Source organism: Rhizobium sp. TAL182 (genome assembly GCF_002117725.1).
Lineage (GTDB): Bacteria > Pseudomonadota > Alphaproteobacteria > Rhizobiales > Rhizobiaceae > Rhizobium > Rhizobium esperanzae.
Genome location: NZ_CP021026.1, coordinates 67,119 through 86,587, shown reverse-complemented (window position 1 = coordinate 86,587; position 19,469 = coordinate 67,119). Strand labels below are relative to the sequence as shown.

The window sequence follows — 19,469 nt, the reverse complement described above, 5'->3', positions numbered from 1 at the left end:
TCGCAATGGCTAAATTCGAATACTCCCTCTATAAGGCAGATGGTCGAAAGCGCACGGGTATCGTTGAAGCCTCGGACCTTGACGATGCACGACGGAAGCTCCGAGGCCCGGGTGTCACGGTATCCGACGTTCGATCTTTCACAGATGCAGGCCGCCTCCGATCGCGATGGACGCTCAAAATCGAGACGCGTTTCGACCACGTCAGGTTCATCGGCAGCCTCGCAGTTCTCGTTGCGGCAGGTCTCACCTTGGACCAGTCACTGCGCGCGCTCCGTGCTTCCGCCACCAGTCAAATCGAGCGTGACCGTCTTGATGCAATGCTCGAGCGATTATCCGCGGGCGCCACCGCCTCGTCAGCATTCGCGCTGCTCGACGAATTGCCGGGCGATGCTCTCGCTTTGATAGCGAGCGGCGAAAAAACTGCGCGGCTCGCCGATGTCCTTTCGGTCATCGCTGCCGATCTGGAGCGCCGGAAGGCCCATCGCAAGCAACTTATGGACGCGCTGCTCTATCCGGCTTTTCTCCTGCTTATGATGTTGCTTGCTCTCGGCGTCGTCACATTCGTGCTGGTTCCGGCTCTCGAACCCATCTTTCAGAGTTCTGACCGCGAAACTCCTGTGCTTATCGCATTCTTGTCGATGGCCGGGCAGCTTCTCTCAGACCCGGTTTTCGCGCTTTTCGGGCTGGCACTCTTGGCGACCGCGGCGATGGTCTATGCTTGGAGAGCGGAAGCACTCTCGCTTTGGGCGACGGCAGCCATTGTCAAGATGCCTGTCCTCGGGCCGCTGATCATCAAGATGGCTTTGTCGCGTTACCTGCAGACGCTTTCGCTGCTGCTCGAAAACGCCGTGGCGATGCCGGAGGCTCTGGCGCTTGCTGCCGAGGCATGCACAGTTTCGGCCTACCGCTCCAGACTATCCGCGATGCGCGAAACCGTCATTTCGGGAAAACGCCTTGCTGAAGCCTTTTCGGAAAGCCGCCTGTTCCCGGCAAGTATCGTCTCGTTGACCGCAGTCGGCGACGAAGCCAACAAGCTCGCGGCCGTGCTGATCAATGGTTCGAACATCATGAGGCTCGAAGCTCAGAGAACGCTCGACCGGCTTCTGTCCCTTCTCACCCCGACCATCACGATCCTGCTTGGACTGCTCGTTGGGAGCTTGGTTATCTCCGTGATGACCGCGCTTCTCAGCGTGAACGAATTGGGCGCACAATGACCGAGAGAATTTCCGGTCGCCACATCACGAATGCCGGTTTCAGCCTGCTCGAAATGCTGGTCGTGCTTGTTTTGTTGGGGGCCCTGTTCGCGGTCGCCTTGCCGCAGTTCCACCGCTCCACTTCGGGGATGGCGCGGAGCCTCGCATACAGGATTGTCGAGGAGGCGCGTTTTGCGCGATTGGTCGCCATAAAAAGGGGATCGGAGACCGCTCTGGCAATCGATACGACGGCTCGGGTCGTGCGCTCTGACATCGGGCGTGAGGTTATCACTGTTCCTGCTTCGGTTTCGCTGAATGCGACCGTCGGCAAGAACGCCGATACGACGATTTCCAGAGGCGACATCCGCTTCTTCGCCGACGGGAGTTCAACGGGCGGCGAAATCAGGCTCCATCGCGATGCCGAAAAGGATATCGCTATCCGAATCAATTGGCTGACAGGCGCTGCCAGGATAATTTCCGATGATTGACCATCAACACGCGAAGGATGCCGGCTTCACGCTTCTGGAAATGATCATCGCCTTTCTCATCCTGTCGATCTCGATGGCGATAGCCTCTCAGACATTGGCGATCGCTGTGCGAAGCTACCGGCTTGCAAGCGAGCGGGAGGAACTGCTCAACCTCATGCAGACCTTACAGGCAGAGGCTCTGCCCAAATTAGCGATGTCCGATGCGATGCAGCAGGAAGGAGAGCTGGGAGTATTTCATTGGCGCATTCGCATGCTTGCACCGAGCCTGATGCAAGCGGGACCAAGCCGGGCCTCCTTTGCAATTATTTCGGCCGGCAAGAAGAATGAGACATTCCGCCAGAATTTTCTCGTGACATTGCCTTCCGGATTCGAACGAAAATGACATCGATACGCCAACTTCCGAAGCAAAACGAGGACGGTTTTACCCTTGTCGAGATGCTGGTTACACTCGCGTTGCTTGCCGCGCTGAGTGCAATTTTTCTCGGCGCCGTAGCGCAATTTCGGCCGCTGCGAAATCTGGCGCAAGGTGCGGATGGTCAGATGGAGTTGGCCACGGCAGCAACCTTTCTGGAAACAGCAATTACCGATGCCCGAAGCCTTTATCTCGTCAACGCTGCCCCGCAGAAAAGGCTCGTCTTCGAGGGAACGGAACATTCGCTGCATTTCCCGGCGGTGTTGAGAGTGGGAAGCAACCAGATCGCTCTACGCGATATCTCGATCGAGCGGGCTGAGGTCAATGGATTTGTTTCCATCGTTCTGCGGAACACCCCTCGCCGCCTCACGACGGCGCCGGCCACTGAAGTATTTACCGTCCTAGAGGATATTGTTGACGTCAACTTCCAGTTCCTCGACGGAACGGACATAGCGGGCTCCGAAGCCCCGCAATGGTTATCCCAATGGAACCATCCCGAGCGATTGCCCTACGCGGTCAAGATAACCGTCAAGGCGAAGCGCGGCCTTGCAAACCTTACTGCCAGCAGAATAGCGTTCCTGCAGCCCAAATAGCTAGTCTAGTCGCTCTGAAGGTCGGCATCCTGCCCATCTCCCCCAACCTTGCGGTCTCGTCCGAGGGAAATTACCTGATACGGCTTTTCCTCTGCCGGGCTTTTATATTGGTAAGCGGTGCCCCAGGCATCAAGGAAAGCCCCTGACTTCTTGAGATATGGTCCGTTCCAGGGACTTCCATCCGCCGGCGCTCGAGCAAGGGCTTCAAGTCCCTGTTCGGTCGATGGATAATGCCCGACGTCGATGTAATATAGTTCAAGCGCATTTTCGATATTCTTGATCTGGGCCTTGGTCGTGTCGACCTTTGCAGATCCCAGATATTTCAACACCTGCGGGGCGACCAGCGCGGCGATCAGACCGATAATGGCGAGCACGACCAAGAGTTCGACGAGGGTAAACCCTTCGGTCGCCTGAATACGCGCATACGCGCGATCTCCATTGCGCAACATATGTTTCTTCATCTATCCAATTGCCTGACTGTAAAAGGTGTTGAAATTCCACGTTGCGAACAATGCGGTTGCCAAGAATGGGCCGAAGGGAACTCGAAGGGACGCGATGCCGTTGAAGCGTCTGGCGACGGCGCAGAAATAGAGCAAGGCGAGAGCTGAGGCGATGAACAGGAAGGCGGGAAAGATCAAGGGGTCCAACCAGATCGCGGCTGCGCCTGCGAATTTCACATCACCCAGTCCGAGGCCGACGATACCTCTCAGGCGCCAATGAACATATCTGAGCCCCCAGAACAACAACAGAACAAGGACACCGAACAGCAATGCCGCCACTGCTGTCGGATATCCAAGCTGCAATTTGAAGATGATCCCGGCAACGGCAACGCTCGCATTTAACCCATCGGGGATCACCAGCCGTTTGAAATCAATGTAGCCGATTGCGAGCGTGCATATGGCGAGGATAAGAGCGAACGAAACTAGCATTGGTCAATAGGCCAGCCGCTTGAGATTCTGTTGAACCGCATTTTTCCCGCCGCGCCTTTTCTGAATGTCCGACCGGAAATCCAATTGTTTGCGGAACTCGTCTGTTACATCTCGGGCTTCACTCACGTCACGGACAATCCGGGGCTTGATGAAAATCAGCAGTTCTGTTTTCTTGATGGAGTCCGTCTTGTTCTTGAACGCATTGCCGAATAGCGGAATGTCGCCCAGAAGCGGCACTTGGCTGCGGCTCACGCTGTTTTTCTGCTGGATCAAGCCACCGAGGGCCAGGCTCTCATTGTCGTTCACGACGACGCGTGTCGAAACCTTGCGCTGTTGAATGGTAGGCGAGTCAATGCCTGACGAGGTCGTTTTGACGACGTCGCTGACCTCCTGCTGAATATCGAGCATGACCCGCCCCGAACTGTTCACCCGCGGTATGACCGACAGAATGATACCGGTGTCCTTCAACTCGATGGAATTGATGACAGGTGAATCCCCGTTCACGCTAGCCGCTTGCTGCGTCACGATTGGAACCTGGTCGCCGACTTGCAATGTGGCCTTTTGATTGTTCAACGCCATGAGCGTCGGCGCCGAAACGACGTTGACATCGGTAATGCTCGAAAGCGCATTCAGTGTTACGCGGATGTCGTTGGTCGCATAGCTCCAGCCAAAGCCGGGAAACGCCATGCCGGTGCCCCCGCTTGCAAGATCCGAAAGTGAAACGCCGAAATTGCCATTTTCGAAAAACCAGCGCAGGCCGAATTTCAACTCATTATTCAGCGTGACTTCAGCGATGACGGCTTCGAGTAGAACCTGCGTCGGGACGACATCCAATTGGCGTAGAAGCTGCTGTATATGCTCATATTCCCGCGCTGTCGTGGAAATCAGCAGCGCGTTGTTTTCAACATCGGCCACAATCGATGTTTTGACCTTTGCCGGCTCTGCGCTGTAGCCTGCGAGCTCGGCCGACGCCTCTGATTCAGGAACTTCAGCCGTCTGCGACTGATCGTCAGCGGTCGAAAGGTTCGCTTGCTCAAGATTGGGGGCCACCGCGTTTTTGGGCGACTGACTAACTGCGTCGGAGGACGACTGTCCGTTGACGACGGCCTGTAGCACCTTAGCCAGTTCCTTTGCCGGCCGATTCTGGATGTCGTAGACAAAGAGCTGTTCTTCATTCGTGCTTGCAAGCCTGTCGAGCTTCTGAATCCAACCCGCTGCGCGCTGCAAGTAAGCCGGGCGCGATGTGATCACCAGTACGGAATTCAGGCGCTCGTTCGGGATGAAGCGGATGATTTTGCCGCCGCCGCTGTCGTTTGCGAAAATCGTATCGAGCTCTTTGGCCACGGCAGATGGCTGAGACGCCTTCAACGGGTGAAGAGCCACGGACATGCCCTCCATCCAATCGACGTCAAAAACACCGATCGCCTCGCGCATGGCGGAGAGGTCACTATTGGTCCCGGCAAGCATGAGCAGATTGCGTGTCGCATCCACTCGGAGGATCGAGCCCTGCCTGCTGATCGGCTCGAGGATTCCCTTCATCTCCTCAGCCGAGACATATTTCAGTTCGACCACCTGAACTTTGATGCCAGGCCCCTTCGGCGACATCGAAGGCACGCTGACCTGCGGCGTCGAGGAAAATGCCTCGGAAGAGGGAACGACTTGGTAGCTATCGTTCCGCTTCACGACGACCGCACCATTGACCGATAGCGCCGCCTCAAAAATATCAAGGAGAGCCTCGCGTGAAACCGGGCTCGTCGTCTGCAGTGTTACGGTGCCGGAGACGCGCGGATCGACGACATAGTTCAGGCCGAGCGTATCTCCAAGCACGCTCTTTGCAGCAGCGGCAATGGAAGCCCCGACTAAATTGAGACTGTAGCCATCCCCGCCTTTGGACAGTTGCCCGACGGACACCGGAGGAGCACCATAAGAGACGAACTGGCCGCTTCCCGGATGCATGGCACCATTGAAGTTCTGATCCGACTGCGCTCCGCCAATTGCACGTGAAGAAAAACGAGTCGTCGGGAGAGGTTTGCCGGTGGAATCAAGCTCGTTTAACTTTACCGCCAGTACGTCTTCTACTGAATCCGTGGAGCTACAGGCGGCAAGCAACAGCAAGCCGAGCATACAAACAGGCACCACAGATTTCATGAAAGGACTCGCGCGCTTCTAATGAAACGACAATAAGCACGAGATGATCGGCCTGCATCCGACAATGCAAAAAGCGGTATTAATTTCCACAATTTTTAGATGATATTTGCGGAAACCGAAAAGCGAGCGGCTCCTGATGGGCTTCAAATGCGTCCGCCCTTCAGTAGGCCGAATTCTAACAATCTTCAAAAAACTATCCGCGGCAGGTCGCAGGATACACAAGTCTCTGGTGGTGCAAATTTAGAGTAATAAGACTTCAGGCATGGCCAATGCCACGCTGGACCGGCACCAAATGAGGACGGCGGCGTCCTGAGCGGTATTCTCGAGATAGGCGTTGCGGTCGATGCCAGCGCCGTCCTGCGTCGGCCGCCAGCCATAACGCGACACAAGCGGACCGGGCGCCGGATCACAATAGCTGGCATCGAAATACATGAGGCTGATCTCGGCGTCCAGGCGTTCGCCGATATAGCTCTGCCTCGTCTTGAAGCTACTGTTGGGTGTGCCACAGGCCGCATAGCCGTCCCACACGGCGGTCCCCTCGATTATCAAGCTCATCGAGGGGACCGCCGTGGGCGGCTTGGTAAGGCCCCTCGCGGTGGTCGTGCTGGCATCGGCTGCCAGCGCAGTCCCGACAAAGGCGTGGTCCAAGTTCGGCGCAACAAGCAGGAAAAATGAGACCGCTGCAGCAAAATCTGCAACGCTGGATAGAACTTTACGCATGAATCCCTGCTGAATTCCGTATTTTAAAGTCGAGAATGATATTAATTGCAAGTAATACTGTCTTAAAGAAACCAAATTTGGGGTACGATGCTGGAGCGGAACAGCCGATAGCGTCGCCTGGGACTGTGAGACGGCTAGGTCGCGAGCCACAAGATTAACTATTCTGTTGAGCGCCGCCACCGGTGGTCTTGGCCAGATCGGCTCAGATGTGCAAAGCGCTTCCCAAAGCCTTCAGCGCCGCTTCCATGAGCGCTTCGCTGCGGGTCGGATGGGCGTGGATCGTGCCGGCGATGTCTTCCAGGCGCGCGCCCATCTCGATCGCCAGTGCAAAAGCCGCGGAGAGTTCGGAGACCCCTGCCCCCACGGCCTGTAGGCCGAGAATCAGATTGGTGTCGGCACGGGCGACGACGCGCACGAAGCCCTCATCAGACAGCATCGTCATCGCCCGCCCATTGGCGCTGAACGGAAACTGGGCGGTGCGGATCTCATATCCTTGCGCGCGCGCCTCCGCCGGCGACAGGCCGGCGCTGACGATCTCAGGATCGGTAAAGCAGATGGCGGGAATGCATCTTTTGTCCCAACCCCGCTTCCTGCCCGCAACGATCTCCGCCACCATCTCCCCTTGCGCCATCGCCCGATGCGCCAGCATCGGCTCGCCGGTCACATCGCCGATCGCATAGATGCCGCGCATCGAGGTGCGGCATTGATCGTCGATCCTCAGATACGGACCGGCGCGGTCGAGATCGAGCTCCTCGAGACCGGACCCTGCCGTTCGGGGGCGGCGGCCGACAGTGACAAGCATGCGATCCGCCGACAGTGTCTCACGCCGGCCATCCGACGTTTCAACGATCAATGCCTCGCCATTATCGGCAAGACCCATCGCCTTCGCACCCGTCAGCACCCGGATGCCGCTCTCGGTCAGCTTGCGCATGACGGGACGCATCAATTCCGCATCATAGAGCGGCAGCACCTGCGGCGTCGCCTCGACGACGCTCACCTCCGAGCCCATCTTCGAAAAGGCCATCCCGAGTTCCAGGCCGATATAACCGCCGCCGACCACGACGAGCTTTTTCGGCAGTTCCCTCAGCGACAGCGCCTCGGTCGAGGAAATGACGCGGCCGCCGAAAGGCAGATCGGCAAGCTCCACCGGATCGGAACCGGTCGCGATTACCACGGTCTCGGCGCGGATGACCTGCTGGCCGGTTTCGGTCTCCACCTCCACCGTCTTGCCGTCACGGAAGTGGGCCCGGCCATGGACGATCTTTACCCGCGCCTTCTGCAACAGACCCGAGACGCCGCCGGTGAGCCGGCCGACAATGCCGTCCTTCCAGGCGATTGTCTTTGCGAGATCGATCGAGGCGCCTTCGACGCGGATGCCCATCGGGTTCTTGCCGGCCAGCATTTTTTGCGTGGCGTCGAATTCCTCGGCCGCGTGGATCAACGCCTTGGAGGGAATGCAGCCGACCGTCAGGCAGGTGCCGCCCGGCTTGCCGGCTTCGACGATGACGGTATCGATGCCGAGCTGTCCGGCGCGGATGGCGCAGATATAACCGCCCGGGCCGGCGCCGATGACGAGGAGCTTGCAGACAATTTCTTTCATGGCTCAGCCTTCGATGAAAATGAGCGCCGGCGTTTCGAGGAGCGTGCGGATGCGCTGGACGAAGGTCGCCGCATCCCAGCCGTCGATGATGCGATGATCGAAACTCGAGGAGAGGTTCATCATCTTGCGCGGCACGAACTGGGTCCCGTCCCAGACGGGCCGTGTGGCAATCTTGTTGACGCCGATGATCGCCACCTCGGGATGGTTGATGACGGGTGTCGAGACGATGCCGCCGAGCGCGCCGAGCGAGCTGATGGTGATGGTGGAGCCGGAAAGCTCATCGCGCGTCGCAGTGCCCGACCGCGCCGCCTCCGCCAGCCGGGCCATCTCGGCGGCGCAGTCCCGGATGCCGCGCGCTTCCGCATGCCGCACCACCGGCACGGTCAGGCCGGCCGGCGTCTGCGTGGCGATGCCGATATGCACGGCGCTATGGCGTGTGATGATGCCGGCATCGTCGTCGAAAGTTGCGTTGACCTCAGGCTGCACGGCAATGGCCTTGACCAGCGCCCGCATCAGGAAGGGCAAGACCGTCAGCTTCGGGTGCCCTTCCCTGCGGTCGCCGTTCATGGTGGCGCGCAACTCCTCGAGCGCGGTCATGTCGACTTCCTCCACATAAGTGATGTGGGGAATGCGCGAGGTGGACAGCACCATCTTCTCGGCGATGCGGCGGCGCAGGCCGGTCAGCTTGATCTCCTCGGTCGCGGTCTTTCTGGCGAGACCATTCTTTACCGTTGCTGGCGCTGCTCCCTGAGACAGAAACTGCTCGACATCCTCGCGCAGGATGCGTCCGGCAGGTCCAGTGCCCTGCACTTGCCGGAGATCGACGCCGCTTTCCCTGGCGAAAAGCCGCACATAGGGGGCTGCCAGCGGCTTTTCGGCCGGAGGCGACGCGAGAGCCGGCGGGGCCGCAGCAGCCGGAGCCGGCCGTGCAGCTTCGACCTTGACCGTTTCCGCAACCGGCGCCTGCGAGATCTGTACAGGCGAAGCCTCGCCGGCATCGCCTGCCGTTTCGATCCGCACCAGCGGCGCCTTGACGGCGATACGATCTCCGATCTCGCCGGCGAGCCAGATGACGGTGCCATTGACGGGTGATGGAATTTCGACCGTCGCCTTGTCGGTCATGACGGCGGCGATCACCATGTCCTCGCGGACCGGATCTCCTGCCTTGACGTGCCATTCCACCAGCTCGGCCTCGGCCACTCCTTCCCCGACATCGGGCATCTTGATGATGAATTCGCCCATGGCTCAGGCCTCCATGACTTCGGCAAGCGCCCGCCCGACCCGGCCGGGGCCGGGGAAATAGTCCCATTCCTGCGCATGCGGATAGGGCGTGTCCCAGCCCGCGACGCGCACGACCGGCGCTTCCAGATGATAGAAGCAATGTTCCTGTACCAGCGACACGACCTCGGCGCCGAAGCCCGACGTCAAGGTCGCCTCGTGCACGACGACGCAGCGCCCGGTTTTGGTGACCGATTTGACGATCGTATCGAGATCGAGCGGCAGCAGGCTTCTCAAATCGATCACCTCGGCATCGATGCCGGCATCCTCGGCCGCGGCGAGCGCCACATGCACCATCGTGCCGTAGGCAACGACTGTTACCGCCGACCCCACGCGCCGCACCTCGGCCTTGCCGATCGGGATGGTGTAATGGCCGTCGGGAACCTCGCCGAGATCGTGTTTCGACCAGGGCGTCACCGGCCGCTCATGATGACCGTCGAAGGGACCGTTATAGAGCCGCTTCGGCTCGAGGAACATGACCGGATCGGGATCCTCGATCGCCGCGATCAGCAGGCCCTTGGCATCATAGGGATTGGACGGCACGATCACCTTCAGCCCGCAGACATGGGTGAAGAGCGCTTCCGGGCTCTGGCTGTGGGTCTGGCCGCCGAAGATGCCGCCGCCAGTCGGCATACGCACGACGATCGGGCAGGTGAAATCGCCGTTCGATCGATAGCGGATTCGCGCCGCCTCCTGCGTCAGCTGGTCATAGGCGGGATACACATAGTCCGCAAATTGGATCTCGACGCATGGCTTCAGCCCATAGGCCGCCATACCGATCGCCGTGCCGACGATGCCGGATTCACTGATCGGCGTATCGAAGCAGCGCGTCCTGCCATATTTTGCCTGCAGGCCTTGGGTGCAGCGGAAGACGCCGCCGAAATAGCCGACATCCTCACCGAAGACCACGACATTGTCGTCCTTCGCCATCGAGACGTCCATGGCGCTGCGCACGGCCTCGATCATCGTCATCCTGGCCATGTCAGTACCCTGCCTTCTGCCGCTGGCGACGGATATGCGCCGGCATCTCGGCATAGACGCCCTCGAAAATATCGCGCACCGAAGGCCTGCCGCCGGCATGCAGCGTGCCATGCGCCTCGGCCTGGCGCTGCGCCTCGATCACTTCATCCATGATTTCGGCTTCCGCCTGCACATGCCGTTCCTCCGACCATGCGCCCTTGACGATCAGATGTTTCTTCAGCCGCAGCACGGGATCGCCGAGCGGCCAGGCTTCCGATTCCGTCTTCGGCCGATAGGCGCTCGGATCGTCGGAGGTCGAATGCGCGCCGACCCGATAGGTGACATGTTCGATCAGCGTCGGCCCGAGATTGCGCCGGGCGCGTTCGGCAGCCCAGCGGGCGACCGCATGGACGGCGAGATAATCGTTGCCGTCGACCCGCAGCGCCGGAATGCCGAAGCCGAGGCCGCGGGCGGCAAAGGTGCCGGAGCCGCCGCGGGCAATGCCCTGGAAGGTGGAGATCGCCCACTGATTGTTGACGATGTTGAGGATGACGGGCGCCTTGTAGGTCGAGGCGAAGACGAGCGCCGAATGGAAGTCGGATTCCGCCGTCGATCCGTCGCCGATCCAGGCCGCGGCAATGCGGCTGTCGTTCTTGATCGCCGAAGCCATCGCCCAGCCGACGGCCTGCACATATTGTGTGGCGAGATTGCCCGAGATGGTGAAGAAGCCGTGTTCCTTGGAGGAATACATGATCGGCAGCTGCCGGCCGTGCAGCGGGTCGCTCTCGTTCGAATAGATCTGGTTCATCATCTCGACCATCGGGTAGTCGTCGGCGATCAAGAGGCCCGCCTGACGATAGGTCGGGAAATTCATATCGCCCTTAGCAAGCGCCTTGCGGAAGGCGCAGCTGACGGCCTCTTCGCCGAGATGCTGCATGTAGAAGGAGGTCTTGCCCTGGCGCTGCGCCATCAGCATGCGGGCATCGAAGGCGCGCAGCTTCATCATGTTGCGAAGGCCGGTCAGCAGCTCCTCGTCGGAGAGCGATCCGGCCCAGGGACCGACCGCCTCGCCGTCACGGTTCAAGACGCGGATGATCGAATAGGCGAGATCGCGGATATCCTCGGATGCGACATCGACCTCCGGCCGCGGCACGGAGCCGGCCTTGGCGATCTTGACATTGGAAAAATCAGGCTGGCCGCCCGGGCGGACGGCGGGTTCGGGGACGTGCAGGCTCAAACGAGCGGAATCCACCATGGTTTTTTCTTTCCTCCCTTTGCCGGCCCTGCCCTTCTCCCCGGAAGCGGGACCGGATGTCATTCCTATAGATTGCGGGCAATCACCATGCGCTGGACGTCGCTCGTTCCCTCGTAGATCTGGCAGATGCGCACATCGCGGTAGATGCGCTCGACAGGATAATCGGCCATGTAGCCATAGCCGCCATGGATCTGGATCGCGTCGGAGCAGACGCGCTCGGCCATCTCCGAGGCAAAGAGCTTCGCCATCGAGGCTTCAGACAGGCACGGAAGCTCCGCTTCCCTGAGGGAAGCGGCGTGAAAGACGAGCTGCCGCGCCGCCTCGATCCGCACCGCCATGTCGGCAAGGCGGAAGGCAACGGCCTGATGTTCAAAGATCGGCTTGCCGAAGGCGGTACGCTCCTTCGCGTAGTCGCGCGCCGCCTCGAAGGCTGCGCGCGCCATGCCGACGGCCTGCGCGGCAATGCCGATCCGCCCGCCCTCGAGATTGGCGAGCGCGATGCGATAACCTTCGCCTTCCGCACCCAACCTGAAATCCGCAGGAATGCGCATGGCGTTGAAGGCGATCTGGCAGGTATCGGTGGAATGCAGCCCAAGCTTTTCTTCGACCCGGATCACCTCGTAGCCAGGTGTGTCCGTCGGCACGATGAAGGCGGTGATGCCCTTCTTGCCGGCGTCGGGATCGGTGACCGCAAAGACGATGATGACATTGCCGTTCTTTCCCGAGGTGATGAACTGCTTGGCGCCGTCGATCACATAGTGATCGCCGTCGCGCCGGGCTCGGGTCTTCAGGTTCGAGGCATCGGAACCGGCCTGCGGCTCGGTGAGCGCAAAGCCGCCGATCCATTCGCCGCTCGCAAGCTTCGGCAGGAAACGCTGCCGCTGCTCTTCGGTGCCGAATTTGAGGATCGGCACGCAGCCGACGGAGCTGTGCACGCTCATGATCGTCGAGCACGGCCCATCGCCGGCGGCAATCTCCTCGAGTGCGGCGGCATAGGCGATGACACCCGTATCCGAGCCGCCATAGGCCTCCGGCACCAGCATGCCGAGCAGACCGAGTTCGCCCATCTCCTTCAGTTCCTCGCGCGGGAAAAGATGCTCCCGGTCGCGTTTGGCGGCTCCCGGCGCCAGCCGGTCGCGGGCAAAATCACGAGCGAGATCGGAAATCTGCTGTTGGAGGTCGGAAAGGATCATGTGGCTCGCCTCCCCGCTAGTGCCGCTCGATGGCGACGGCCGTCGCTTCGCCGCCACCGATGCAGAGCGCCGCCATACCGCGCTTCAGATCGTAGCGCTCCAGCGCCGCAAGCAGCGTCACCAGGATGCGGGCACCTGATGCGCCGATCGGATGGCCGAGTGCGCAGGCGCCGCCATGCACGTTCACCTTTTCATGCGGCAAGTCGAGATCGCGCATCGCCGCCATGGCGACGACGGCGAAGGCCTCGTTGATCTCGAAGAGATCAACGTCCGAAAGCGCCAGGCCGGTACGATCGGAGAGTTTCTGCAGGGCGCCGATCGGGGCGGTGGCGAACAGATTGGGCGCCTGTGAATGGGTGGCGTGGCCGAGGATTGTGGCGAGCGGCGTCAGACCGCGACGCTCGGCGTCGGAGCGACGCATCAGCACAAGTGCTGCCGCGCCATCGGAGATCGAGCTGGAATTGGCCGCAGTCACCGTGCCGCCGTCGCGGAAGGCGGGCTTCAGCGTCGGGATCTTGTCGAGCTTGGCCTTGCCGGGCTGTTCATCGCGGCTTGCCACCTGCTCGGCTTTACCCGATTTGACGGTGACCGGCACGATCTCGCTTTCGAAACTGCCCTCCGCAATCGCCTTCTGCGCCCGCGTCAGGGACGCGATCGCGTAGTTGTCCTGCGCCTCACGCGTGAACTGATAGGCCTCGGCGCAATCCTCCGCGAAGCTGCCCATCAAGCGCCCCTTGTCATAAGCATCCTCCAGCCCGTCGAGGAACATGTGATCCACGACACGCCCATGGCCGAGCCTGTAGCCGCCGCGGGCCTTGTCAAGGAGATAGGGCGCGTTGGTCATGCTTTCCATGCCGCCGGCGACCGCCACCGAGGCGCTGCCGGCGGCGATCACGTCATGCGCCATCATGACCGCCTTCATGCCCGAGCCGCACATCTTGTTGACGGTGCTGGCTCCCGTCGTGAAGGGTAGACCGGCGCCGATCGCCGCCTGACGCGCCGGCGCCTGGCCAAGGCCCGCCGGCAACACGCAGCCGAAGACGACCTCCTCGACCGCCTCGGCCGAGACCCGGCTGCGCTCCAGTGCAGCGCGGATCGCCGTTGCTCCGAGCTCCGGCGCCGTCACCTCCTTCAGCTCTCCCTGGAAACTGCCGATCGGCGTGCGCGCCGCGCCGACGATGACGATGGGATCCTGCAATGCCATCTTTCCTCCTCGGGCGACGCTCATCGCGCCCCCATCCGCAATGCGCCGTCGAGGCGAATAACCTCGCCGTTCAGCATGGTGTTTTCAAAAATATGGCGCACCAGCCCGGCAAATTCCGCCGGCCGGCCGAGCCGCGGCGGAAAGGGCACGCTCTGGCCGAGTGCCGCCTGAACTTCGGCCGGCATGCCGGCCATCATCGGCGTCTCGAAAATGCCGGGCGCAATCGACACGACACGGATGCCGTGACGGGCAAGCTCGCGGGCGATCGGCAAGGTCATCGCCGCCACCCCGCCTTTGGAAGCGGCATAGGCCGCCTGGCCGATCTGGCCATCGAAGGCGGCGACCGAGGCCGTGTTGACGATCACGCCGCGTTCGCCTTCACCATCCGGCGCCGCAGTCTGGATCGCGGCAGCCGCAAGCCGGATCATGTTGAACGTGCCGATCAGATTGATGCCGATCGTGCGCGCGAAACTCTCCAGGCGGTGCGGCCCGTCACGGCCGATCACCTTTTCGGCCGGCGCCACCCCGGCGCAATTGATCAGACCGCGCAGGCTGCCGAAGGCTTCAACAGCCGCCGCGACCACAGCTGCTCCCGCCTCGCCATCGGTCACATCGGCCTTGACGAAGCGAGCATCGCTGCCGAATTCCCGCGCGAGCGCCTCGCCCGCGTCAACATTGAGATCGGCGATCGTCACATGCCCGCCGGCCTCGAGCAGCATGCGCGCCGTCGCCGCTCCGAGCCCGGAGCCGCCGCCGGTGACGATGAAACTTGCCCCATGGATCAGCATGGATCTCTTCTCCTCGCCGCCGGCCATCTCCTCCAGATGTTCCCGGCAGGCACGATTCTATTCGCTCCAGCTATTGCAAGCGATGACAGAACTGCTCCATTATTTCGGCCATTATTGCCATAGCGAGGTTGGGATGGCCGAGATCGAGCGACGCATGATTGCACCGGGTTTCGTCGAGGAGGCGCTCGACAGCCTGCGGCGGCTCGGCAAGCCAACGGCGCCGATCCTTGCCCGGGTCGGGCTGCCATCGGCCGTCGATCAGCCGGTGTCTGCCGAGACCTATGGCGCGCTCTGGCTGGCAATCGCCGCCGAGCTCGATGACGAATTCTTCGGCATGGGCGGCCGGCCAATGCGCAGCGGCAGCTTCACCCTGCTCTGCCATTGTGTTCTGCATGCGCCGACGCTCGGCCAAGCGCTCCGCCGGGCCCTGCGCTTCCTCGATGTCGTGCTCGACGATCCCCGAGGGCAGCTCGTCATCCGCGACGGCCTCGCCGAGGTCGAACTCAGGGATGCGGGCAGCCCGCGATCGGCCTTCGCCTACCGTACCTACTGGATCATTCTGCACGGCATCACCTGTTGGCTGGTCGGCCGCCGCATCCCCATCCGGCTCGTCGACTTCCGCTGTGCCGAACCGAAACAAGGCGCCGACTACCGGCTGTTCTTCGGCGCGCCGGTGCGCTTCTCGCAACCGATCAGCCGTCTCGGCTTCGACAGCACTCTGCTCGACCTGCCGATTTCACGCAGCGAGCAGGCGTTGAAACAGTTCCTGCGCGGCGCGCCCGCCAATATTCTGGTGCGCTACCGCTACGATGCCGGCATCGCCGCCGCCGTCCGCCGGCGCTTGAACCAGGCAACGCCGGCCACGTGGCGAAGCTTTGCCGAACTCGCCGCCGATATGCGCATGCCGCCCTCGACGCTGCGCCATCGCTTGCACGACGAAGGACAAAGCTATGCCGCCATCAAGGACGAGATCCGCCGCGATCTCGCCGTCGAACTGCTGCCGAATACATCCAAAACGATCGGTGAGATCGCCGTGCAGCTCGGCTATTCCGAACCCAGCGCCTTCTTCCGGGCCTTCCGGAAATGGATGGGCAAGAGCCCGGAGACGTTCCGGCGTGAGGAAGCGGAGAATTCGACGTAAGTCAGTCGAACCGCTTAACCCGACCCGACTGACTTCGCGCTTTCGAGAACATGGCGGCAATCTTCATCACAAAGGATTTGCTGAAGCGACCGAGGACCTCTTGATGAGGCTCAATGTACCAGGAGCGCTCGACGATGTCGTAATTGTATTCGTCTACGACGATCCAGCTCTGCTTGAGATTTCCAAGACCGGCCCGTCGCCGCTCGATATCGGGAATTTCCAGGGCGATCCTGCCCGCCTTCGGCGGTTGGTGGTAATCGCCAGCAGAACGAGGTGTGTATTTCCATCACTGGCACTGCGGATTGCAAGCACGACACAGACGGGCCGCTGTTTTCGTCCCTCGGTCTTGCTACGTTGCTGCTGCCATGCCCAGAGATAAGGGATAGGTTATCAACTCACCAGGACGAAACTCATGGCTCGTCGTCGTAGCCTTCGCCCTGTGCCAATCGCTCAATCGCCGCGCCAAACAATTCGGCATGCTCGTCCGGCATCTGCGAGGTACTATGCGCGCGGCGCGGATCTGTGCCACTGCGCATGCGTTCAAAATGCTCATAGCTCATCAGGACGAAACGGGGCTTGTTGTGGCGAGTGAGAACGACCGGCTCGCGGCTCGCAGCATCGGTGACGTCCCCGACCTGTTTGTTGAGATCACCTGTCGTAAACTGTCGCATCGAATAGCGTCTCCTGTTTGATTTCCATATATTCCATGTTTTCCATATTTTCAAGAAATTGGCGTTCTTATCCGCATCATTCGCAGACACTTTGAACCTGCCGCAACCCGCGCTACATATTTCAGCGGGAGGAGTGCCATGTTTGATTTTTCGCTCGGCGAAACCGCGGATGCGATCCGCGAAGTGACGGCGCGATTTGCCGCCGATCACATTGCTCCGCTCGCCGCGGAGATCGACGAAAGCAACACGTTTCCGCGCCAGCTCTGGCCTCAGATGGGCGCGCTCGGCTTGCATGGCATCACCGTCGAGGAAGAATTCGGTGGCGCCGGTCTCGGTTATCTCGAGCACGTCGTTGCCATGGAGGAGGTCTCGCGCGCCTCGGCTTCCGTTGGCCTCAGCTACGGCGCCCATTCCAATCTCTGCGTCAATCAAATCCGCCGCTGGGCCTCGGCGGAGCAGAAACGCCGCCATCTGCCGAAGCTGATCTCCGGCGAACATGTCGGCTCGCTTGCCATGTCGGAGGTCGGCTCGGGCTCCGATGTCGTCTCGATGCGGTTGCGGGCCGAGAAAAAAGGCGACCGCTATGTCCTCAACGGTACCAAATTCTGGATCACCAATGCACCGCATGCCGACGTGCTCGTCGTCTATGCCAAGACCGATCCGGCCGCCGGCCCGAAGGGCATTTCCGCCTTCATCATCGAAAAAGCCCTGCCCGGCTTCAGCGTCTCCAAGAAGCTCTCCAAGCTCGGCATGCGCGGCAGCGATACGGCCGAACTGGTCTTCCAGGATTGCGAGGTGCCGGCCGAGGCGTTGATGGGCCGGGAGGGAGAAGGCGTGAAGATCCTGATGTCCGGCCTCGATTACGAGCGCGCCGTGCTCGCCGGCGGCCCGCTCGGCATCATGCAGGCCTGTCTCGATGTCGTGCTGCCCTATGTCCGCGATCGCAAGCAGTTCGGCAGGCCGATCGGCGATTTCCAGCTGATGCAGGGTAAGATCGCCGACATGTATGTCGCGCTGAATTCGGCCCGCGCCTATGTCTATTCCGTCGCCCGCGCCTGCGATGCCGGCCGCGCGACGCGCACCGACGCGGCCGCCGCGATCCTCTTTGCCAGCGAGAACGCGGTGAAGGTCTCGCTGGAGGCGATCCAGGCGCTTGGTGGCGCCGGCTATACCAAGGAATGGCCGGTCGAGCGGTTCCTGCGCGACGCCAAGCTCTACGATATCGGCGCCGGCACCAATGAGATTCGCCGGTATCTGATCGGGCGGGAGCTCATCGCATCATGACGGTGATTTCGACTGCGATCGATCGACACAGCGAAAGCTTCAAAGCCAATACCGCCAAGAATCGAGCGCTTATCGACGAACTCTGCGAGCGTTCGGCGAAAGCGCGCGAGGGCGGATCGCAGGCGGCGCGCGCGCGCCATACCGGCAAAGGCAAGCTCCTGCCGCGCGACCGCATTCAGCTCCTGCTCGATGCTGGCAGTCCCTTCCTGGAGATCGGCACGCTGGCTGCCAACGGCATGTATGGCGACGAGGCGCCTGGCGCCGGCATCATATCCGGCGTCGGCCGCGTTTGCGGCCGCGAGGTAATGATCGTCGCCAATGACGCGACGGTGAAGGGCGGCGCCTATTTTCCGATGACGGTGAAGAAACATCTCAGGGCGCAGGAGATCGCCCTGCAGAACCGGCTGCCCTGCCTCTATCTGGTTGATAGCGGCGGCGCCAATCTTCCGCATCAGGCCGAGGTCTTCCCCGACCGCGACCATTTCGGTGCGATCTTCTACAACCAGGCGCAGATGTCGGCCGAAGGCATTCCGCAGATCGCCTGCGTCTTGGGAAGCTGCACCGCCGGCGGCGCCTATGTGCCGGCCATGTCCGACGAAACGGTAATCGTGCGCAATCAGGGCACGATTTTCCTCGCCGGCCCGCCGCTGGTCAAAGCCGCGACCGGCGAAATCATTTCGGCCGAAGAGCTCGGCGGCGCCGAGACCCATGGCCGCCGCTCGGGCGTCGTCGACCATGTCGCCGAAAACGACGAACATGCCCTGCTTCTGGTGCGCGATATCGTCGCCAGCCTCAACAGCGTCAAATCGGTCGATATCGACATTCAGCCTCCACGGCCGCCGAAGCTCGACGTCGAGGACCTTCACGGCATCATTCCTGAGGACGTGCGCTCACCCTATGACGTGCGCGAAGTCATCGGCCGGATTGTCGACGGTTCGGAACTGCACGAGTTCAAACCGCTCTACGGCACCACCCTCGTCTGCGGCTTCGCCCGCATCTGGGGCATGCCTGTCGCCGTCATCGCCAATAACGGCGTGCTCTTTTCCGAAAGCGCGCTGAAGGGCGCGCATTTCATCGAGCTCGCCTGTCAGCGCCGGGTGCCGCTGCTCTTCCTGCAGAATATTTCAGGTTTCATGGTCGGCGGCCGATACGAGGCCGGCGGCATCGCCAAGGACGGGGCAAAGCTGGTGACGGCGGTCGCCACGGCGACCGTGCCCAAGGTCACCGTCATCATCGGCGGCAGTTTCGGCGCCGGCAATTACGGCATGTGCGGCCGCGCCTATCGCCCGCGTTTCCTCTTCACCTGGCCGAACAGCCGCATCAGCGTCATGGGCGGCGAACAGGCGGCTTCCGTGCTCGCCACCATCCGCCGCGACGCGATCGAGGCGCGCGGAGAGAATTGGTCTGCTGACGACGAGGAGGCTTTCAAGGCGCCGATCCGTGCCGACTACGAGGCGGAGGGCAATCCCTATTACGCCACCGCCCGCCTTTGGGACGACGGCATCATCGACCCCAGCCAGACGCGCGACGTCCTGGGTCTTGCGTTCTCCGCCTGCCTAAATGCGCCGATCCCGAAAGGGCCGCGCTTCGGCCTGTTCCGGATGTGAGGCGG

General features: G+C 61.4%; 19 protein-coding genes and 1 pseudogene. 7 read left to right on the top strand and 13 right to left on the bottom strand.

Translation table 11 applies throughout. From position 1 onward, the window contains the following. Nucleotides 1–5: 5 nt before the first annotated feature. From Tal182_RS23420 to Tal182_RS23405, 4 genes are read left to right on the top strand one after another with little or no spacing between them, the layout of a single operon-like run. The gene (locus Tal182_RS23420) at nucleotides 6–1,214 is read left to right on the top strand and encodes a type II secretion system F family protein (RefSeq protein ID WP_085861198.1); all 1,209 of its coding nucleotides are present in this window, start codon (nucleotides 6–8) and stop codon (nucleotides 1,212–1,214) included. Further along, entirely contained in the window at nucleotides 1,211–1,681 is a 471-nt protein-coding gene (locus Tal182_RS23415; protein ID WP_085861197.1) for a GspH/FimT family pseudopilin, read from the top strand. Before Tal182_RS23420 ends, Tal182_RS23415 begins: the two co-directional genes overlap by 4 nt. Beyond that, nucleotides 1,674–2,063 (top strand): type II secretion system protein, encoded by a 390-nt coding sequence (locus Tal182_RS23410; RefSeq protein WP_085861196.1) that lies wholly within the window; start codon nucleotides 1,674–1,676, stop codon nucleotides 2,061–2,063. Before Tal182_RS23415 ends, Tal182_RS23410 begins: the two co-directional genes overlap by 8 nt. Continuing rightward, entirely contained in the window at nucleotides 2,060–2,686 is a 627-nt protein-coding gene (locus tag Tal182_RS23405; protein WP_085861195.1) for a prepilin-type N-terminal cleavage/methylation domain-containing protein, read from the top strand. Before Tal182_RS23410 ends, Tal182_RS23405 begins: the two co-directional genes overlap by 4 nt. Before the next feature lie 5 nt (nucleotides 2,687–2,691). Here Tal182_RS23405 and gspG read toward each other — a convergent pair whose 3' ends face one another. From gspG to Tal182_RS23350, 11 genes are all read right to left on the bottom strand, one after another. After that, a complete protein-coding gene (gene gspG / locus Tal182_RS23400) occupies nucleotides 2,692–3,147 on the bottom strand; it encodes a type II secretion system major pseudopilin GspG (protein WP_170965872.1) in 456 nt (151 codons plus the stop codon). Beyond that, nucleotides 3,148–3,615 (bottom strand): A24 family peptidase, encoded by a 468-nt coding sequence (locus Tal182_RS23395; protein WP_085861194.1) that lies wholly within the window; start codon nucleotides 3,613–3,615, stop codon nucleotides 3,148–3,150. Between the two features lie 3 nt (nucleotides 3,616–3,618). Further along, on the bottom strand, nucleotides 3,619–5,763 hold the full coding sequence (gene gspD, locus Tal182_RS23390; RefSeq protein ID WP_085861193.1) for a type II secretion system secretin GspD: 2,145 nt from the start codon (nucleotides 5,761–5,763) through the stop codon (nucleotides 3,619–3,621). A 240-nt stretch (nucleotides 5,764–6,003) separates the two neighbouring features. Continuing rightward, nucleotides 6,004–6,483, bottom strand: coding sequence for a hypothetical protein (locus Tal182_RS23385; RefSeq protein WP_085861192.1), 480 nt, complete (start codon nucleotides 6,481–6,483; stop codon nucleotides 6,004–6,006). A gap of 202 nt (nucleotides 6,484–6,685) precedes the next feature. Next, entirely contained in the window at nucleotides 6,686–8,083 is a 1,398-nt protein-coding gene (gene lpdA, locus Tal182_RS23380; protein WP_085861191.1) for a dihydrolipoyl dehydrogenase, read from the bottom strand. Nucleotides 8,084–8,086: 3 nt separating this feature from the next. Then, the gene (locus Tal182_RS23375) at nucleotides 8,087–9,325 is read right to left on the bottom strand and encodes a dihydrolipoamide acetyltransferase family protein (RefSeq protein ID WP_085861190.1); all 1,239 of its coding nucleotides are present in this window, start codon (nucleotides 9,323–9,325) and stop codon (nucleotides 8,087–8,089) included. 3 nt (nucleotides 9,326–9,328) lie between these two features. Next, nucleotides 9,329–10,342 (bottom strand): alpha-ketoacid dehydrogenase subunit beta, encoded by a 1,014-nt coding sequence (locus Tal182_RS23370; RefSeq protein WP_064806799.1) that lies wholly within the window; start codon nucleotides 10,340–10,342, stop codon nucleotides 9,329–9,331. 1 nt (nucleotide 10,343) lies between these two features. Further along, nucleotides 10,344–11,576: a 3-methyl-2-oxobutanoate dehydrogenase (2-methylpropanoyl-transferring) subunit alpha gene (locus Tal182_RS23365; RefSeq protein ID WP_085861189.1), complete on the bottom strand. Its 1,233-nt coding sequence runs from the start codon at nucleotides 11,574–11,576 to the stop codon at nucleotides 10,344–10,346. A gap of 65 nt (nucleotides 11,577–11,641) precedes the next feature. Further along, on the bottom strand, nucleotides 11,642–12,769 hold the full coding sequence (locus Tal182_RS23360; protein WP_085861188.1) for an acyl-CoA dehydrogenase family protein: 1,128 nt from the start codon (nucleotides 12,767–12,769) through the stop codon (nucleotides 11,642–11,644). A 16-nt stretch (nucleotides 12,770–12,785) separates the two neighbouring features. After that, the gene (locus Tal182_RS23355) at nucleotides 12,786–13,973 is read right to left on the bottom strand and encodes an acetyl-CoA C-acyltransferase (protein WP_085861187.1); all 1,188 of its coding nucleotides are present in this window, start codon (nucleotides 13,971–13,973) and stop codon (nucleotides 12,786–12,788) included. Nucleotides 13,974–13,993: 20 nt separating this feature from the next. Further along, nucleotides 13,994–14,761 (bottom strand): SDR family NAD(P)-dependent oxidoreductase, encoded by a 768-nt coding sequence (locus tag Tal182_RS23350; protein ID WP_085861186.1) that lies wholly within the window; start codon nucleotides 14,759–14,761, stop codon nucleotides 13,994–13,996. A gap of 82 nt (nucleotides 14,762–14,843) precedes the next feature. Here Tal182_RS23350 and Tal182_RS23345 point away from each other — a divergent pair, with 82 nt between their 5' ends. Then, nucleotides 14,844–15,902 carry an AraC family transcriptional regulator gene (locus Tal182_RS23345; protein ID WP_085861335.1) on the top strand — a complete coding sequence of 353 codons (1,059 nt, stop codon included), beginning with the start codon at nucleotides 14,844–14,846 and terminating at the stop codon, nucleotides 15,900–15,902. 1 nt (nucleotide 15,903) lies between these two features. On the opposite strand, the pseudogene Tal182_RS32825 reads toward Tal182_RS23345, so the two are convergent. Then, a pseudogene (locus Tal182_RS32825) lies at nucleotides 15,904–16,380 on the bottom strand (hypothetical protein). Further along, nucleotides 16,313–16,573: a type II toxin-antitoxin system Phd/YefM family antitoxin gene (locus tag Tal182_RS23335; RefSeq protein WP_085861185.1), complete on the bottom strand. Its 261-nt coding sequence runs from the start codon at nucleotides 16,571–16,573 to the stop codon at nucleotides 16,313–16,315. The pseudogene Tal182_RS32825 and the gene Tal182_RS23335 overlap by 68 nt, the downstream one beginning before the upstream one ends. 138 nt (nucleotides 16,574–16,711) lie before the next feature. On the opposite strand from Tal182_RS23335, the gene Tal182_RS23330 reads away from it, so the two are divergent. After that, nucleotides 16,712–17,857: an isovaleryl-CoA dehydrogenase gene (locus Tal182_RS23330; RefSeq protein ID WP_085861184.1), complete on the top strand. Its 1,146-nt coding sequence runs from the start codon at nucleotides 16,712–16,714 to the stop codon at nucleotides 17,855–17,857. Continuing rightward, nucleotides 17,854–19,464, top strand: a complete 1,611-nt coding sequence (locus Tal182_RS23325; protein WP_085861183.1) for a carboxyl transferase domain-containing protein — start codon at nucleotides 17,854–17,856, stop codon at nucleotides 19,462–19,464. Before Tal182_RS23330 ends, Tal182_RS23325 begins: the two co-directional genes overlap by 4 nt. Nucleotides 19,465–19,469 lie beyond the last annotated feature (5 nt).

What these genes read in the sequence shown, in the direction of transcription:
- Tal182_RS23325 (WP_085861183.1), top strand. Translation starts at nt 17,854, where the DNA reads ATGACGGTGATTTCGACTGCGATCGATCGACACAGCGAAAGCTTCAAA.
- Tal182_RS23385 (WP_085861192.1), bottom strand. Translation starts at nt 6,483, where the DNA reads ATGCGTAAAGTTCTATCCAGCGTTGCAGATTTTGCTGCAGCGGTCTCA.
- Tal182_RS23345 (WP_085861335.1), top strand. Translation starts at nt 14,844, where the DNA reads ATGACAGAACTGCTCCATTATTTCGGCCATTATTGCCATAGCGAGGTT.
- gspD (WP_085861193.1), bottom strand. Translation starts at nt 5,763, where the DNA reads ATGAAATCTGTGGTGCCTGTTTGTATGCTCGGCTTGCTGTTGCTTGCC.
- Tal182_RS23330 (WP_085861184.1), top strand. Translation starts at nt 16,712, where the DNA reads ATGTTTGATTTTTCGCTCGGCGAAACCGCGGATGCGATCCGCGAAGTG.
- Tal182_RS23370 (WP_064806799.1), bottom strand. Translation starts at nt 10,342, where the DNA reads ATGGCCAGGATGACGATGATCGAGGCCGTGCGCAGCGCCATGGACGTC.
- Tal182_RS23375 (WP_085861190.1), bottom strand. Translation starts at nt 9,325, where the DNA reads ATGGGCGAATTCATCATCAAGATGCCCGATGTCGGGGAAGGAGTGGCC.
- Tal182_RS23395 (WP_085861194.1), bottom strand. Translation starts at nt 3,615, where the DNA reads ATGCTAGTTTCGTTCGCTCTTATCCTCGCCATATGCACGCTCGCAATC.
- gspG (WP_170965872.1), bottom strand. Translation starts at nt 3,147, where the DNA reads ATGAAGAAACATATGTTGCGCAATGGAGATCGCGCGTATGCGCGTATT.
- Tal182_RS23360 (WP_085861188.1), bottom strand. Translation starts at nt 12,769, where the DNA reads ATGATCCTTTCCGACCTCCAACAGCAGATTTCCGATCTCGCTCGTGAT.
- Tal182_RS23405 (WP_085861195.1), top strand. Translation starts at nt 2,060, where the DNA reads ATGACATCGATACGCCAACTTCCGAAGCAAAACGAGGACGGTTTTACC.
- Tal182_RS23410 (WP_085861196.1), top strand. Translation starts at nt 1,674, where the DNA reads ATGATTGACCATCAACACGCGAAGGATGCCGGCTTCACGCTTCTGGAA.
- Tal182_RS23415 (WP_085861197.1), top strand. Translation starts at nt 1,211, where the DNA reads ATGACCGAGAGAATTTCCGGTCGCCACATCACGAATGCCGGTTTCAGC.
- lpdA (WP_085861191.1), bottom strand. Translation starts at nt 8,083, where the DNA reads ATGAAAGAAATTGTCTGCAAGCTCCTCGTCATCGGCGCCGGCCCGGGC.
- Tal182_RS23350 (WP_085861186.1), bottom strand. Translation starts at nt 14,761, where the DNA reads ATGCTGATCCATGGGGCAAGTTTCATCGTCACCGGCGGCGGCTCCGGG.
- Tal182_RS23335 (WP_085861185.1), bottom strand. Translation starts at nt 16,573, where the DNA reads ATGCGACAGTTTACGACAGGTGATCTCAACAAACAGGTCGGGGACGTC.
- Tal182_RS23420 (WP_085861198.1), top strand. Translation starts at nt 6, where the DNA reads ATGGCTAAATTCGAATACTCCCTCTATAAGGCAGATGGTCGAAAGCGC.
- Tal182_RS23355 (WP_085861187.1), bottom strand. Translation starts at nt 13,973, where the DNA reads ATGGCATTGCAGGATCCCATCGTCATCGTCGGCGCGGCGCGCACGCCG.
- Tal182_RS23365 (WP_085861189.1), bottom strand. Translation starts at nt 11,576, where the DNA reads ATGGTGGATTCCGCTCGTTTGAGCCTGCACGTCCCCGAACCCGCCGTC.